General features: G+C 61.0%; 11 protein-coding genes and 1 tRNA gene. 5 read left to right on the forward strand and 7 right to left on the reverse strand.

From position 1 onward, the window contains the following. Position 1 precedes the first annotated feature (1 nt). Positions 2 to 1,180 carry a glutamate 5-kinase gene (proB, locus tag NKJ78_RS15525; RefSeq protein ID WP_023737905.1) on the reverse strand — a complete coding sequence of 393 codons (1,179 nt, stop codon included), beginning with the start codon at positions 1,178 to 1,180 and terminating at the stop codon, positions 2 to 4. 2 nt (positions 1,181 to 1,182) lie between these two features. Continuing rightward, positions 1,183 to 2,214 carry a GTPase ObgE gene (gene obgE / locus NKJ78_RS15530; RefSeq protein WP_023737906.1) on the reverse strand — a complete coding sequence of 344 codons (1,032 nt, stop codon included), beginning with the start codon at positions 2,212 to 2,214 and terminating at the stop codon, positions 1,183 to 1,185. Positions 2,215 to 2,381: 167 nt separating this feature from the next. On the opposite strand from obgE, the gene NKJ78_RS15535 reads away from it, so the two are divergent. After that, positions 2,382 to 3,245 carry an endonuclease/exonuclease/phosphatase family protein gene (locus NKJ78_RS15535; protein ID WP_352459908.1) on the forward strand — a complete coding sequence of 288 codons (864 nt, stop codon included), beginning with the start codon at positions 2,382 to 2,384 and terminating at the stop codon, positions 3,243 to 3,245. Between the two features lie 192 nt (positions 3,246 to 3,437). Here NKJ78_RS15535 and NKJ78_RS15540 read toward each other — a convergent pair whose 3' ends face one another. The 3 genes from NKJ78_RS15540 to NKJ78_RS15550 form a co-directional block, all read right to left on the reverse strand. Continuing rightward, on the reverse strand, positions 3,438 to 4,025 hold the full coding sequence (locus NKJ78_RS15540; RefSeq protein WP_023688901.1) for a GNAT family N-acetyltransferase: 588 nt from the start codon (positions 4,023 to 4,025) through the stop codon (positions 3,438 to 3,440). 131 nt (positions 4,026 to 4,156) lie between these two features. Next, positions 4,157 to 4,426 carry a 50S ribosomal protein L27 gene (gene rpmA, locus NKJ78_RS15545; protein ID WP_015315190.1) on the reverse strand — a complete coding sequence of 90 codons (270 nt, stop codon included), beginning with the start codon at positions 4,424 to 4,426 and terminating at the stop codon, positions 4,157 to 4,159. A gap of 99 nt (positions 4,427 to 4,525) precedes the next feature. After that, positions 4,526 to 5,233, reverse strand: coding sequence for a 50S ribosomal protein L21 (locus tag NKJ78_RS15550; protein ID WP_023700236.1), 708 nt, complete (start codon positions 5,231 to 5,233; stop codon positions 4,526 to 4,528). A 369-nt stretch (positions 5,234 to 5,602) separates the two neighbouring features. On the opposite strand from NKJ78_RS15550, the gene NKJ78_RS15555 reads away from it, so the two are divergent. After that, positions 5,603 to 5,692, forward strand: a tRNA-Ser gene (locus tag NKJ78_RS15555). A gap of 151 nt (positions 5,693 to 5,843) precedes the next feature. Further along, the gene (locus NKJ78_RS15560) at positions 5,844 to 6,923 is read left to right on the forward strand and encodes a hypothetical protein (RefSeq protein WP_352459909.1); all 1,080 of its coding nucleotides are present in this window, start codon (positions 5,844 to 5,846) and stop codon (positions 6,921 to 6,923) included. 136 nt (positions 6,924 to 7,059) lie between these two features. On the opposite strand, the gene NKJ78_RS15565 is transcribed toward NKJ78_RS15560, so the two are convergent. Next, the gene (locus tag NKJ78_RS15565; protein WP_352459910.1) at positions 7,060 to 9,039 is read right to left on the reverse strand and encodes a putative bifunctional diguanylate cyclase/phosphodiesterase; all 1,980 of its coding nucleotides are present in this window, start codon (positions 9,037 to 9,039) and stop codon (positions 7,060 to 7,062) included. A gap of 267 nt (positions 9,040 to 9,306) precedes the next feature. Here NKJ78_RS15565 and NKJ78_RS15570 point away from each other — a divergent pair, with 267 nt between their 5' ends. Beyond that, complete coding sequence (locus NKJ78_RS15570) at positions 9,307 to 10,353, forward strand: class I SAM-dependent methyltransferase (protein ID WP_023684116.1); 1,047 nt, start codon at positions 9,307 to 9,309, stop codon at positions 10,351 to 10,353. A gap of 276 nt (positions 10,354 to 10,629) precedes the next feature. Here NKJ78_RS15570 and NKJ78_RS15575 read toward each other — a convergent pair whose 3' ends face one another. Then, positions 10,630 to 11,523, reverse strand: coding sequence for an SDR family oxidoreductase (locus NKJ78_RS15575; protein WP_352459911.1), 894 nt, complete (start codon positions 11,521 to 11,523; stop codon positions 10,630 to 10,632). Positions 11,524 to 11,650: 127 nt separating this feature from the next. Between NKJ78_RS15575 and NKJ78_RS15580 the strand changes: the two genes are divergently transcribed. Then, a complete protein-coding gene (locus NKJ78_RS15580; RefSeq protein WP_352459912.1) occupies positions 11,651 to 12,589 on the forward strand; it encodes an AraC family transcriptional regulator in 939 nt (312 codons plus the stop codon). Positions 12,590 to 13,776 lie beyond the last annotated feature (1,187 nt).

The following is a 13,776-nucleotide window of genomic DNA, read 5'->3' on the forward strand; positions in this document are numbered from 1 at the left end:
CTCATCCTCCGCTTACCTCGCCCCCGGCCCATAGCTGGCCGGCAGGCCGTATCTGGTCACCCGGATCGCTCACCACCAGATCGTCCCTGTGAATCATCGCCGAGCGCGCCTCGTAGCCGAGCACGGTTTCGATCTCGGCGGTCTTCAGGCCTGCGATCCTTACGGCATCGGCGGCATCATAGGCAACCAGCCCGCGCGCGATCTCGCGCCCGTCGGGCGACAGGATCGCCACCGTGTCGCCACGCGAGAAATTGCCGCTGACCAGCCTGACGCCCGCCGGCAGCAGCGATTTGCCGGACAGCAGCGCACCGATGGCGCCGGCGTCGACGGTGAGCCGCCCGGCCGGTTCGAGCTGGCCGGCGATCCAGGTCTTGTAGCCTTTCACCGGATTGGCGCTCGGCCTGAAGAAGGTGGCGCGCTCGCCACGCTCAATCGCCATCAGTGGCGACAGCCTGGTGCCCGAGGTGATGATCATGGCGGTGCCGGCGGCGGTGGCGATCTTGCCGGCATCGAGCTTGGTGCGCATGCCGCCGCGCGACAGTTCGGAAGCGGCCGCCCCCGCCATTGCTTCGATATCGGGTGTAATGCGGTCGACCACCGGAATGAATTTCGCAGCGGGATCGCGCGCCGGCGGCGCCGTATAGAGCCCGTCAATGTCGGAGAGCAGCACCAGCAGGTCGGCGCCCATCATGGTCGCCACCCGGGCCGCCAGCCGGTCATTGTCGCCATAGCGGATTTCGGAGGTCGCCACCGTGTCGTTCTCATTGATGACCGGCACCGCCTTCATCTTGAGCAGCGTCGAGATCGTCGCGCGGGCATTCAGATAGCGACGGCGCTCCTCGGTGTCGCCGAGCGTCAGCAGGATCTGGCCCGATTTCAGCGAGCCCTTGCCCAGCGCATCCGACCACGCGCCGGCCAGCGCGATCTGGCCGACGGCCGCAGCCGCCTGGCTTTCTTCCAGCTTCAATGCCCGTTTGCCGAGACCGAGAATGGTCCGGCCGAGCGCAATGGCGCCGGAGGACACGACCAGGATCTCGGCGCCGCCCTTGGCCAGCACTGCAATATCCTCGGCAAGCGAAGCCAGCCAGTCGCGCTTCAGGCCGCTGGTGCGGTCGACCAGCAAGGCCGAACCGATCTTGACCGTGATGCGCCGGTATTTTGTCAGCGACTGCGCCGTCATCGCTATCGGTCCCAGCGGGTCTCGACGGGAGCGGCGGCCCTGTCGCGCGCTTCGCCGACAACCGCCATCAGCGCGCGCAGCACCGCTTCGACGCCCTCGCCGGTGGCCGCCGACAGCAGCATCGGCGCGCGGCCGGCAGCGCGTTTGAGCGACGCAACCTTCTTCTTGCGCTCATCGGCGTCAAGGATATCCACCTGGCTGAGCGCGACGATTTCGACCTTCTCGATCAGCCCATTGCCATAGGCGTCGAGCTCGGCGCGCACGGTCTTATAGGCTTTGCCCGGATTTTCCTCGTGCGCCGAAACCAGATGCAAAAGCACACGCGTGCGCTCGACATGGCCGAGGAACCGGTCGCCGATGCCGACACCCTCATGCGCGCCCTCGATGAGGCCCGGAATGTCGGCGATGACGAATTCGCGCGCATCGATCCGGGCAACGCCGAGACCTGGATGCAGCGTGGTGAAGGGGTAGTCGGCGATCTTTGGCTTGGCCGCAGTGACGGTTGCCAGAAAAGTCGACTTGCCGGCATTGGGCAGCCCGACCAGGCCGGCGTCGGCAATCAGCTTCAGCCGCAGCCAGACATTCATCTCTTCGCCGGGCTGGCCCGGATTGGCGCGGCGAGGCGCCTGGTTGGTCGAGGTTTTGAAATGCTGGTTGCCGAAACCGCCATTGCCGCCCTTGGCCAGCAGGAAGCGCTGGCCGACCACGGTCAGGTCGCAGATCAGCGTCTCATTGTCCTCGGCAAACACCTGGGTTCCGGCCGGCACCTTGAGCGTCACATCGGCGCCCTTGGCGCCGGTCATGTTGCGGCCCATGCCGTGGACGCCGGTCTTGGCCTTGAAATGCTGCTGATAGCGATAGTCGATCAGCGTGTTGAGGCCGTTGACCGCTTCCAGCCAGACATCGCCGCCGCGGCCGCCGTCGCCGCCATCCGGGCCGCCGAATTCGATGAATTTTTCGCGCCGGAACGACACAGAGCCGGCGCCACCGTCGCCCGAGCGGATATAAACCTTGGCTTGATCGAGAAATTTCATTGGACTACGCAGTTTCTGTTGGCCTTGCGGCTTTGCTATAGATCTTGCGCCTTGCTCTAAACCAAGGCGCGGCCAAGGGCGAGGCCGTTTTGCGACTAAAGCGCCGGATGCCCTTTTGTCGGGGACGCGGTAGCAGTGTTCGCGGACGGAGCTTGAAGGGCGCGGGAATGAAGGTTGTAAGCTACAACATCCAGCACGGTATCGGTCTAGATGGCCGCTACGATCTCGGCCGCATCACCGAGGCGGTTCGCGGCGCCGACGTGATCGCGCTGCAGGAAGTGACCCGCAACAATCCGAGGAACGGCAACCGCGACATGGTCGCCGAGATCGGCGACGCGCTGCCCGAATATTTTGCCGCCTACGGCAGCAATTTCGAGGTCAATGTCGGCTCGCGCCTGGAGGCCGGCCGCGCCATCACCACCACTTTCCAGCTCGGCAACATGGTGCTGTCGAAGACGCCGATCCATCTGTCGCGCAATCTGCTTTTGCCGCGCAGCCGCAGCCTTGAGGCGATGAACTTCCAGCGCGGCGCACTCGAGGCGTTGGTCGAGACCCCGCTCGGCTTCATCCGCTTCTATTCCACGCATCTCGACCATCGCAGTCCGGTTGAACGCGCCAGCCAGATCCGGTTCCTGCGCCAGCGCCTGTTGAACTATGCCTTCGAGGGCGGCGGCCTCTCCGGCATTCCCGAGATCGGCCTGCCGGACCTGCCCTATCCCGAAGCCTTCATCGTCATGGGCGACTTCAACATGCTGCCCGGCTCGGCCGAATATGTCGAACTCGTCGGCCGCCCGGATCATGAATTCGGCATGCCCTTGACCGCCGATCTCGCCGTCGACGTCGCCCAGCGCCTCAACACGCCGGACGTCGTCACCTGGGTCGATCCCACGCGACCCGAAGACACAAGCCGCCACAAGCGCATCGACTACATCTTTACCTCGGCCTCGCTCGCCGGATCGCTGAAGCGCCTGTGGGTCGACCCGCAAGCGGTCGGTTCGGACCATCTCCCGATTTGGGTCGAGATGGGCTGAGTTGAGCCCGATCCACAACCAACGTTGCCAAACCTGTCGTTTGGAGGCACGCGCCTAGGTGTGTTGAGATTCAGGTCAGGCCGAGCCGAAAACACTGGTTTTCGAGAACCGGAGCGGAGCGTACTTAAGTACGTGCACCGGAAGCGCATAAACCCGCGTTTGCAGGCCGGCCTCACCTGAATATCAAAACACCTAGAAATGCACCCAGTTGCGCAGGCTGATCCAGGTCTTTCTGTCCAGCCGGTACCGCTCGACCGGCACCTGGCCGGCGACGATCGAGTTCAGCATGCCCTGGCCGGCATACTGGAAGCCGCATTTGTGGATGACCCGGCGCGAGGCCGGATTGATCACCCGCGTCGAAGCCTGCAGCACCTGGATCGACGTCCGTTGGAAGGCGAGGTCGACCAACGCGTGCGCGGCCTCCGTCGCATAGCCGCGCTTCCAATAGGGCTCGCCGATCCAGTAGCCGAGTTCCAGCCCGCGATCGGTCATGTTGAGGCCGGCGCAGCCGACGAAAATGTCGGTGCCGGCGAGCGTCAGGGCGTAGGCGATGCCGGCCCGGCGCGACCTGGTCATGGCCAGGAAGGCGCGTGCCTCGGCCTCGCCATAGGGGTGCGGCATGCGGGCCAGCATCTCGGCGACGTGACGGTTGTCGGCAAGCTCGACCAGTTGCGCGATGTCGGCTTCACACGGGGCGCGCATCACCAGCCGCTCCGTGGCCAGCACCGGGCAATCTATCGCGTAACTTTCGTCTTCGGTGTCTTCCGCTTCGGCAACCATTCGACGTCCTCCAGGCAAGAAAAAAGGGGAGATGGAAAACCCATCTCCCCTGATCCTTTTCCTGGCTCCATTCAATGGTTTGGCCAGACACCGGTTCCCGAGATGGGCGCCGGTTTTATAGTGCGGACCGGCTACTCCGCGGCTTTGGTAATCGGGTTGACCGATACGTAGGTTCGGCCGTTGGCTTTTTTGTTGAAGGTGACTGCGCCGGTCTCGAGCGCAAAAAGGGTGTGGTCCGTGCCCATGCCGACATTGACGCCGGGATGCCAGGTGGTGCCGCGTTGACGGATGATGATGTTGCCCGGGATGACGGCTTCGCCGCCGAACTTCTTCACGCCCAGACGCTTGGAATGCGAGTCGCGACCGTTGCGCGACGAGCCGCCAGCTTTCTTGTGTGCCATCTAACTAACTCCGATGCGCCCTGGGGCGCTTGAATGGTCTTATGAACGCGTTCGCGTTCCGTTTCAAGTCCGATCCGGCAACCTTGTCGCCGGTTCGTTTTACTTCTTCGCCAGTTCCTTGGCCTGCTCGCGCCAGTCGTTGATCTGGTCGGTGCTGAAGGGCATGTGCGCGTCGATCTTGGCCACGTCCTTGTCCGACAGCTTGGCAAGCTGGGCGAAGGTGGTGATGCCCTGCTCGTGCAGCTGGCCGGCGGCAACCGGGCCGATGCCCTTGATCACGGCCAAATCGTCCGGCTCGCCCTTCGGCGCCTTGAACAGCGGCGCGGCGACGGCGGTCTCCGTCTTGGCTTCATCCTTCGGAGCAGCCTCGGCTTTGGCTTCCTTCTTCGCCTTGGCTTCCTTCGGCGCGGCCTCAGCCTTCGCCTCGGGCGCTACGTCAGCCTTGACTTCCTTGGCTTCCACCTTGGCTGCGGCCTTCTTGGAAGGCTTGGCGCCACCCAGCAGGATCTCGGCGATCCGCACGGTGGTCAGAAGCTGGCGGTGGCCGATCTTGCGGCGCGAATTCTGCCGGCGGCGCTTCTTGAAAGCGATGACGGTGCGGTTCTTGCCCTGCTCGACGACTTCCGCCGTGACCAGAGCGCCATCGACGAACGGGGCGCCGAAGGTGACATTTTCGCCTTCGCCATGGGCGAGGACGCTGCCGATTTCGACGATATCGCCGACATTGGCTTCGAGCTTCTCGATCTTCAGGAGATCGTTGGCGGCAACGCGATACTGCTTACCGCCCGTTTTAATGACTGCGAACATTTTTTGCCTTTCGCTGTTCGGTCGGCCTCGATGAGCCGCGTCACGCGGTTCGGCCGTCTTTTTGTCAGTCTGCGGGTTCGAAAAACAAGCGGCGTGGAAGAACCCTCCACGCCGATTGCGCGCTTCCCCTAACCGAAGGTTCGGTACGAGTCAAGGCAAACGGCCGGATTCCTTGGCCATGCGGCCTCCTTGCCGCGCCCGATCCCTCCGGTCGAGGACCGGTTGGCCCCATCTGCCGACGTGGCCGCAACGCAGCCCTCCAGACAGAGCCCGCACAGGAAGCTGAATTTCCCAGTGAATTTGGCCTTGTAACCTGCCCGCCCAGCCGTTATCTAGTGCGCCGCGCCGGCAACGGCCGACCATGACCGCGGAGAGGTGGCAGAGTGGTCGAATGCACCGCACTCGAAATGCGGCATGGGTGCAAGCCCATCGGGGGTTCGAATCCCCCCCTCTCCGCCAAAAACTATCGATGTCATTAACTTACTGGTTTTATTGCCATTCGAGTGGATGGCCATGGGAGCGGTGCCCCACTGCGGTGCCCCAAGATTTCATATAGGCTACAGGCTCGATTCGTTATCGCCTTCCGTTGGCGGGGACTAGATTCGTATGTTTGCATTTTCAAAGCGTTGGGGCTGGCGCCTTATTTGGCACGAATACCGGCAACATCTATTGCGAGATGGACGGTCCTGAGACGGGGTTTAGCATACGTATCCGCTTCATGGACCAAACATTTGGATTAGCAGTGTATGAAGGCAGGGGGAGCTTTGATGGCTCAGCCCTTCGCTTTGCAGCGACGCCCGTTCAGGCTGAATCAGGCGTAAAAGTTGCCCCTATCAAAGGAAAGGGCGATCTAAATTCAAAGGGCTCCATATCCGGCGACTGGGAATCAGAGCTTGGCACCGCCGGCACATTTGTCCTTCACCCTCATGACCCCACAGACCCGGTTAGCCTGATAGAGACTACAAACGAACTTGCCGAAACGATTCACACCGAGAACAGGACACTCGGATCGATCCGTCTTTATAGGGCCGACTTCGAGGAAATGGTGGCGGCAGTCCGCAAGGACTTCAAGGCCGGCCAATTATTTGTAACATTCAGCGACCGGAAGACAAAGCGAACCATGACTGTCGAGCAGTTCATGGAGGCCAGCAAGAATCTTTCAACAATTACTTATCTGAGGCTAAATGTTCAAGAGAGAGAAAGTCCCAACATTAATCGGATCGCCATGGTCGAGTTGGATTCGAGCGGCGAGAACGCAATTCTAGTTCAGGGTGGACAAGAATCGTGGGCCAGAGGTGAAGCGGATTTCCTCAAATCGATCGCGGAACGCGGGCTTACAAGAACAATCACCTCTATCAAGAAATTTGGGCTCAACATAAATGGACTGATGTTCGTCATCGGACTCGCGGCTTTGCCCGACTTGACCTTTGGGAAGAGGCTGCTTTTTCTCGCAATCCTGTTTACCATCATGGTGGTCATAATGGGTCTGCACAAAGCCTTTGTCAGCAATGCGTTGATCTTCATGAACGAGGAACGGCCCCGAACTCTAAGGATTTATTCGGAGCAAGTTGTTTCGGTGATTATCGCCACGCTAGCCGGCACGCTTGCAGCAGCAGCGTACGGTGCCCTCAGTGGGAAGCTCGCCGGCGCTTTGCAAGCTATCGGCGCATTCTTCGTCGCCAATCCTTAGATCGCGGCGCTCGTGAGAAAAGTCGTCATTTCTTAACCAAAGGGATTTCGAAACCTAGTTCATCAAGCTGCTGAGATCATCTCCTTATCTCCAGTCTCAGCATTTGGCATCGTGCCGGTCGTCGATCGGGCTGCCGCTAGGCAACGAGGCCTTGCCTGATCTGGTTTACGTCTTCGATCGGCACGGGATGCCCGGTGAGGAAGCCCTGCATCAAATTTACCCCCAGGCGCTGCAGCAATATGTACTGCTCCTCTGTTTCAACGCCCTCGGCGAGCACGACATGGCCGAGATTGCGAAGCAGCCCGACCATGTCCCGCAACAGGCTCAAGCCACGAGACGTCTGGCAATCGTGGAGGAAGCTGCGATCAATCTTGACCACGTCGAATTTGAAGCGGCGGAGCCATGTCAGGCCGGCAAATCCCGTTCCGAAGTCGTCCAGCCAGATCTGAACGCCGAGTTTTCGCAACCGCTCCACGTTTCTTACCGCTTGCGCCTCCAGAAAGATGTCACTGCCTTCGGTGATTTCGATGGCCAGTTTCTGGGGCGCAAGGCCGTGCCTGCCAAGGATTTCGGTGATCCGGAGCGAAAAGTTGGGAGCCTTGAGCTGAAGAACGGAGACGTTCACCGTCACGACCGAGCCCAATCCGTATTCCGCCATGTCACCGCAGGCTCGATCGATCAGCCACGTACCCAGTTCCACGATCGCTCCGGTCTGCTCGGCAACGGGTATGAATACGGACGGACTGATCATGGTGCCGTCGAAGTCGCATACCCGCATCAGACTCTCGTGGCCCAGCACGCGTCCCGACGCCAGCTCGCGAATTGGCTGGTAGGCGACAGAAACGAGCTGGTTGGAAACTGCCACCTTCAGCAGTTCTGAAAGATTTTCGCCGGAGCGATCCTGGCTGGTGGCGTGTGGGTCGTAAATCGTGAACGTAGCCCGACCGGCAAACTTGGACGCGTAGAGTGCGCGGTCAGCTTCCTGCAGCAGGATTCTAAGCTCTATGCTCTGATCGGCGCGCGTCAACGACGCTCCGGCACTGATCGTGACGATGTTGAGCTTGTCGCCCCGGTCAGGGTGATAGATATCCAAATCCTCTACAGCGCGACAGAATTTATTCGTTATCTCATGAAGGTGAGCCCGCCCGGTGACCTTGCAGAGAATGACGAATTCTTCTCCGCCATAGCGGGCCGCGATGGCGTTGTTGGCAGCCGCCATCTCGGAAAGGACATGGGCGAGTTTGATCAGGCAATCGTCGCCGGCCTGATGACCAAGTCCGTCATTGAACCTTTTGAAGTAGTCGACGTCGATCAGAATGAGCCCTATCTCGTCGTCGTCTGCGGCCCAGTCTTCGCGCAGCTCCGAGAATTCTCGAATGATCGCCCTGCGGTTCTTCATTCCCGTGAGCGGATCGGTGTCGGCGATTTCGGTTAGCTTCTGCCCCTTCTTGATAGCAGCCTGCTCCTGGAACTGCGCCCGAAGCGCGTGCAGGAAAGTCTGGTACCGCTCCAGGCTCAGCCGCCAGGAAAGATAAAGCGACAAGACGAGACAGTTCACGAAATAGGCCGACAGCACGATGCGGCCGGCGATGTCGGCCTGAAGGGAGAACATCGCGGCGTACACAAAGCTTGCGGCGACCGTCGCGGAGGCAAGGGCTGAAAGCCAAAAACGGAAGTTGAAGAACAGATTCGCACCCAGGATGAACACTGTGCCAAAAACCATGAAATGGGAGAGGGCATCCTGATGCTCTGTTCCAACAGCGGAGACGAGCCACCCAAGGGCACCGGAGACAATCGCCAGCGCTGCTACAAGGTGCAAGGTGGCAAGGGCAAAGCCCCGTCGGGCGACAAATTCGACAAGCGCCAGGGAAGTGATCCCTAGCGTAACGCGCGTCAAAACAAGCCGGCCGGCGACATCCGGAAAGAGAAACCAATCGAAAAGGCCATAGGCCACATAGCTGAATACAGCAGCCGCAATACCCCATCGCACAAGGCTGCGATTCTCATCGGCATCCTTCTGCAGGAACAGTGTCAGGAGTTCCGGATCGGCGGAATGCCACCGCGGACGTCCAATCGCTGCCGCCACCTTCTGGGCAACGTCCTCGCTCAGTTGCATCGCAACGCTCCTCCGCGATCTCCAGTAGCGAATGCAACAGCCGACGTCGCCTGCGGTCGGGGAATGAAGACGTCCCTGTCCGCAAGAAAAGTCAGATGTCGCTAACCGAGGGTAAACGGGCGGTTCGGATTTAGCCAGTTTGCAGGATTGACGGCCGTTCCGTTGATTAAAATTTCACTAAAATTTTATTAAAATTGTTAGCATTGGTTGGCGGCGCACCTATGCTGCTGGCCGGGGACCGGGGCGGTAAACCGGAGAGTAAACGGCATGCCTATCAAGCCAAAACTGCAGCTCGACCAATACAGCCTGGTCACCACCAGGCTGATGAAGAAACATGTTGCGACCTCCGAAGAGGCGGCTGACTCCGACGAGTTGAGGGACAGCACGGCCCAGCTCGCCCTGATACTGGACCTTGCTCATCAAGCCTTTGCGCGAAACAAACCGGCCGCTCCCGTCGTCCATCGTTTGGCGGGGCGACTCCACAAGCTCCGCCGGCAGGTTGCTACCGCGGTTTGGCAGAAACTCGTTCCTTTGGCTCAGCAGCATCGGGTCGCGGAATATTTGCTCCAGGACCCGTTCACGCGGTGGTCGGTCGAAAAACCGCGCGGGTATTCGGGCGATGCAGGCCTGCTGGATATTTACTACAAGCATCCGATCGCCGACGAGATCGTGGCCTCGTCGACCTTACTTGGTCGGCAAATCTATGCGTACACCAGTGAAGCTGCCAGTTCGGTGGCGGGGCGCGAGCGGCGGGATATTCTGGCCAGGACCGTGGACGAGACGGCCAGCAGTGTGGAAAAGGCTGAGGTGCTGGCGATTGCCTGCGGCCACCTCAGGGAAGCCGAACGCTCCGACGCGTTGGCCAGGCATAAACTGCAACGTTGGATCGGCCTGGATCAGGACCCCGTCAGCGTAGCCACGGTGAACCACGACTTTGCCGGCACGGCAGTCGAGGCAGTCCAGGGTTCCGTACGCGGCATCCTGCGCCGCGCCTACGCCCTTGGCACATTCGATCTCGTCTACGCATCGGGGCTTTACGATTACCTGCCGCGTGCCATCGGCGTCCGCCTGCTTCAAAGAGCCATGGAACTCGTCAAGCCCGGTGGCGAATTCCTGTTTGCCAATTTCAGCGACGAGATAACGACGGATGGTTACATGGAGACTTTCATGGATTGGCCGCTCATCCTACGTTCGGCCGACGATATGTGGGACATCATCAATGCCGCCCTCGGCGGGAGTCCTTTCGACGCGAAAGTCTACTATGGCTCGAACCGGAATATCGTTTACGGCAAGGTGAGGAAGGGCGATCTCTAACTAGGCGCGGGAATCGCGCGCGCATCCCCGTAGCAAGGTAGGTCTGCCATGACGAGGCCATGTCTTCGCCGGCTTTCCGGCGACGGGCGAGCAGCTCGTCCGGGCTGCGGTCGGCCTACGCCGTGTTCGTTCTGCTTGCCGCCATACAGATGTGGCGGCGGTTCCAGCAGCACGACGGTGCTGCCCGCTCGGCGGGCTGCGTCTGGCCGTGTTGCTGGCACTGCCGCTGATCGCTAGGCTGTCGGTCGTGCAATGCAACGCGACTGGCCGGCCTGATCAGGCCTCAAAATAGCCGGGACGGTCGAGATCGGCGATGAGCCCAAGCCCGGTCGGCTGCCATCCCAGCGCAGTGCGGGTCTGCTCACTTGACGCCGACAAGTCCCTGCCGATGAAATGCCCGAGAAAGCCGAAATGCGCAGCCGCCTCCTCGGGGCCTATGGAAACGACCGGCAGGCCGAGCCGGCGGCCGATGATCTCGGCGATCTCTTTGCTCGCCACGCCCTGTTCGGCAACCGCATGATAGCTGACGCCGCCCGCCCCCTTCTCCAGCGCCAGCCTGTACAGGGTGGCGGCGTCGAACCGGTGCACCGCCGCCCAGCGATTTGCGCCGTCGCCGACATAGGCCGAGACGCCCTTTTCACGCGCAATGGCAATCAGCATCGGCACGAAACCGTGATCGCCCTCGCCATGGACGGTCGGCGCCAGCCGCACCGTCGATGCGCGCACCCCGCGCGCTGCGAGCGCCACGGCCGTTGCTTCCGAAGCGCGCGGCATGGAGGCCGATGGAGGCGCAGGTTTGTCGTCTTCGGTTGCCGGCCTTCCCTGCGCAAAACCGGCGAGTCCGGAGGTGACAAGCAGCGGCCGCTCGGAACCCTCGAGCGCCGCGCCGAGCGTTTCGATGGCGCGCTGGTCCGCTGCGCAACTGGCGGCGAATCTCGAAAAGTCGTGGTTGAAGGCCGTGTGGATGACGCCATCCGCTCGGGCAGCGCCGCTGCGCAGGCTCTCGAAATCCTCGATATCGCCGCGATGCGCCTCGGCGCCCGCGGCCACGATCGACTCCGCACCTGCTTCCGACCGCGCGAGGCCAAGCACCTGATGGCCCGCCCCGAGCAATTCCCGCACAACAGCCGAACCGACAAAACCGGTAGCCCCGGTAACGAACACACGCATGATCATTTCTCCTTGGTTTTCGGCGAAGGCCGTACAGGCAGCCCGTTGCCGAAGGAGATAGAAGGTTGCGATCATACGATCTATACTGTAAAATCCGAGATATCTTCGCAATCGTCCGAGAACGCTCATGGATCCGCTGTCAGACGTGCTGTCGCTACTGAAGCCGCGCAATTACCTGTCGGCTGGGCTGGAAACCGGTGGCGACTGGGCGATCCAGTTCCCTGACCAGCAGGCCGCCATCAAATGCGGCGCCGTGGTGTCCGGCCGATGCTGGCTGTCGGTCGAGGGCGTCCCTGACGCGGTGCGGCTGGACGTGGGCGACTGCTTCCTGTTGCCGCGCGGCCGGCCTTTCCGCCTTGCCAGCGATCTCGGCCTGCCGACGGTCGATGCGCGAACGATCTTTTCACCGGCGCGCACCGGCGGCATCACCGTCCATAATGGCGGCGGCGATTTCCTCCTGGTCAGCAGTCGCTTCACGCTGTCCGGCGACCATGCCGGCATCCTCTTGCGGATGCTGCCGCCCATCGTCCACATCCGCGGCGAGAGCGACCATTCGGCGCTTCGCTGGCCGGTGGAGCGGATGATGCAGGAATTGCGCCAGCGGCGCCCCGGCGGCTTTCTCATCGTCGAGCACCTCGCCCACATGATCCTGATCGACGCCTTGCGCCTGCATATGACGGCGCAAGGCAATGTCGGCTGGCTGTTCGCGCTGACCGACAGGCAGATCGGCGCGGCGATCGGCGCCATGCACGAGGACCCTGCACATGGCTGGACATTGCAAAAACTGGCGGAACGCGCCGGCATGTCACGGTCGACCTTTGCCCTGCGCTTCAAGCAGACGGTCGGGGCCTCACCCCTGGATTATCTGACGCGCTGGCGCATGATGCTGGCCGGCGACAGGCTGATGCATTCCGGCGATCCCGTCTCCGTCATCGCGCTGGCGCTCGGCTACGAATCCGAAAGCGCCTTCAGCACGGCATTCAAGCGCGTCATGGGCTGTTCGCCGCGGCAGTACAGCCGCCGGGAGCCGGACCTGACTGCGCAGGCCGAACGCGAAGCCGCCTGAGGCGGCGATCCGATCGCCTTGATCACCTTGCCCTTAAAGGCTGAAGCGCGAACGAAACTCGGTGAACGACATCGCCAGATGGTTCTCGTCCACATGGCCGGTGATTCCGTCCACACTGCGCGAGTCGAGTTGTAGCGGGCGAGCCAGAGCGGACAATTGCCGAAGCCGCTCGGATTTCCCAGCGCGCTTCGACCGCTGCGGCCCTTCTGCTCAGATCGATCCCTTGCTTGCTCCATGGCATGCGCTTGACAATCGACTGATTCGCAACCCTTCGGGAATATAAGTATTTCAGTTAACTTAGGGATAATCGGCAGCAGGAACTAGATTTTAGACGCTCAATTGGCACGAGCAAAATCGCGTTTTTCATGCTTTCAGAATGACTTGCTCGCGTGCTGGCGGTTAACCGGCACCAACTTCTCCGATTTCCTTGCCTCTACGGCTGGGTAGCGCAATAGGGTTAATTGCGCGATTGCTAATATGCCTATATCTTAGGCGGCGCGGGGGGCCTCATATCTTCCCGCAGTGGCCGGTGCGGTGAGCCCCACAAGCATGCCCAACCTGCACCGGCCATTCCCTATGGCTGGGTATGGTGTTCCCGCTCGGCAATCTTTTCCAAGAGCTTCCGTGAAGCCTCTAGGACGCGTCGCGTTTCGGCGATGGTCGATTGCAGGGAGTCCAGTTGGCTCTCCGCTCGGAGCTGGCTACGGCGGGCGCTTTCAATGAACTGGTGGTCAGGTTCCCACCGGTCTTTCATCGGGCTTAGCCTCTCTACAGACGAACGAACTTGTCGAGATCCAGGCGTATCCGCTGGCCCTCAGCATAGGACAGCGCAAACGATCAATCACGAATGATCGGGTAATTTCCTGGTCTTCCTTGGCCACAGGAACGGACCATTCGCCGCCGGCTTCGACCACTTCCACGCAAGGCAATGCTTTGCGGATTGGACCCACGTTTCCACCACAGCCTCTATACGAAAAGCAATGGTAACCTCGAGTTTTATACTCCCGTCGAAAGCGGGTTTTCAACAACAAAGATGGTCTGAATCATACCATTCGGGTCAGGGATAGCGGCTGCCGACGTAGCGTCTCCAAGGCCGAGAAAACCGCCATCCGCGCGCAACAGCGGGTTTCCATAGTCACGGCTACATCCGAAGAATCGACCGCATAGATTCAGGAATGTGTGTTGTC

This window comes from Mesorhizobium sp. M0037 (assembly GCF_040323635.1).
Classification (GTDB): domain Bacteria; phylum Pseudomonadota; class Alphaproteobacteria; order Rhizobiales; family Rhizobiaceae; genus Mesorhizobium.

Coding starts and splice junctions, on each gene's coding strand:
- NKJ78_RS15565 (WP_352459910.1), bottom strand. CDS start 9,039: ATGCAACTGAGCGAGGACGTTGCCCAGAAGGTGGCGGCAGCGATTGGA.
- NKJ78_RS15575 (WP_352459911.1), bottom strand. CDS start 11,523: ATGCGTGTGTTCGTTACCGGGGCTACCGGTTTTGTCGGTTCGGCTGTT.
- NKJ78_RS15535 (WP_352459908.1), top strand. CDS start 2,382: ATGAAGGTTGTAAGCTACAACATCCAGCACGGTATCGGTCTAGATGGC.
- NKJ78_RS15550 (WP_023700236.1), bottom strand. CDS start 5,233: ATGTTCGCAGTCATTAAAACGGGCGGTAAGCAGTATCGCGTTGCCGCC.
- NKJ78_RS15540 (WP_023688901.1), bottom strand. CDS start 4,025: ATGGTTGCCGAAGCGGAAGACACCGAAGACGAAAGTTACGCGATAGAT.
- obgE (WP_023737906.1), bottom strand. CDS start 2,214: ATGAAATTTCTCGATCAAGCCAAGGTTTATATCCGCTCGGGCGACGGT.
- rpmA (WP_015315190.1), bottom strand. CDS start 4,426: ATGGCACACAAGAAAGCTGGCGGCTCGTCGCGCAACGGTCGCGACTCG.
- NKJ78_RS15580 (WP_352459912.1), top strand. CDS start 11,651: ATGGATCCGCTGTCAGACGTGCTGTCGCTACTGAAGCCGCGCAATTAC.
- proB (WP_023737905.1), bottom strand. CDS start 1,180: ATGACGGCGCAGTCGCTGACAAAATACCGGCGCATCACGGTCAAGATC.
- NKJ78_RS15570 (WP_023684116.1), top strand. CDS start 9,307: ATGCCTATCAAGCCAAAACTGCAGCTCGACCAATACAGCCTGGTCACC.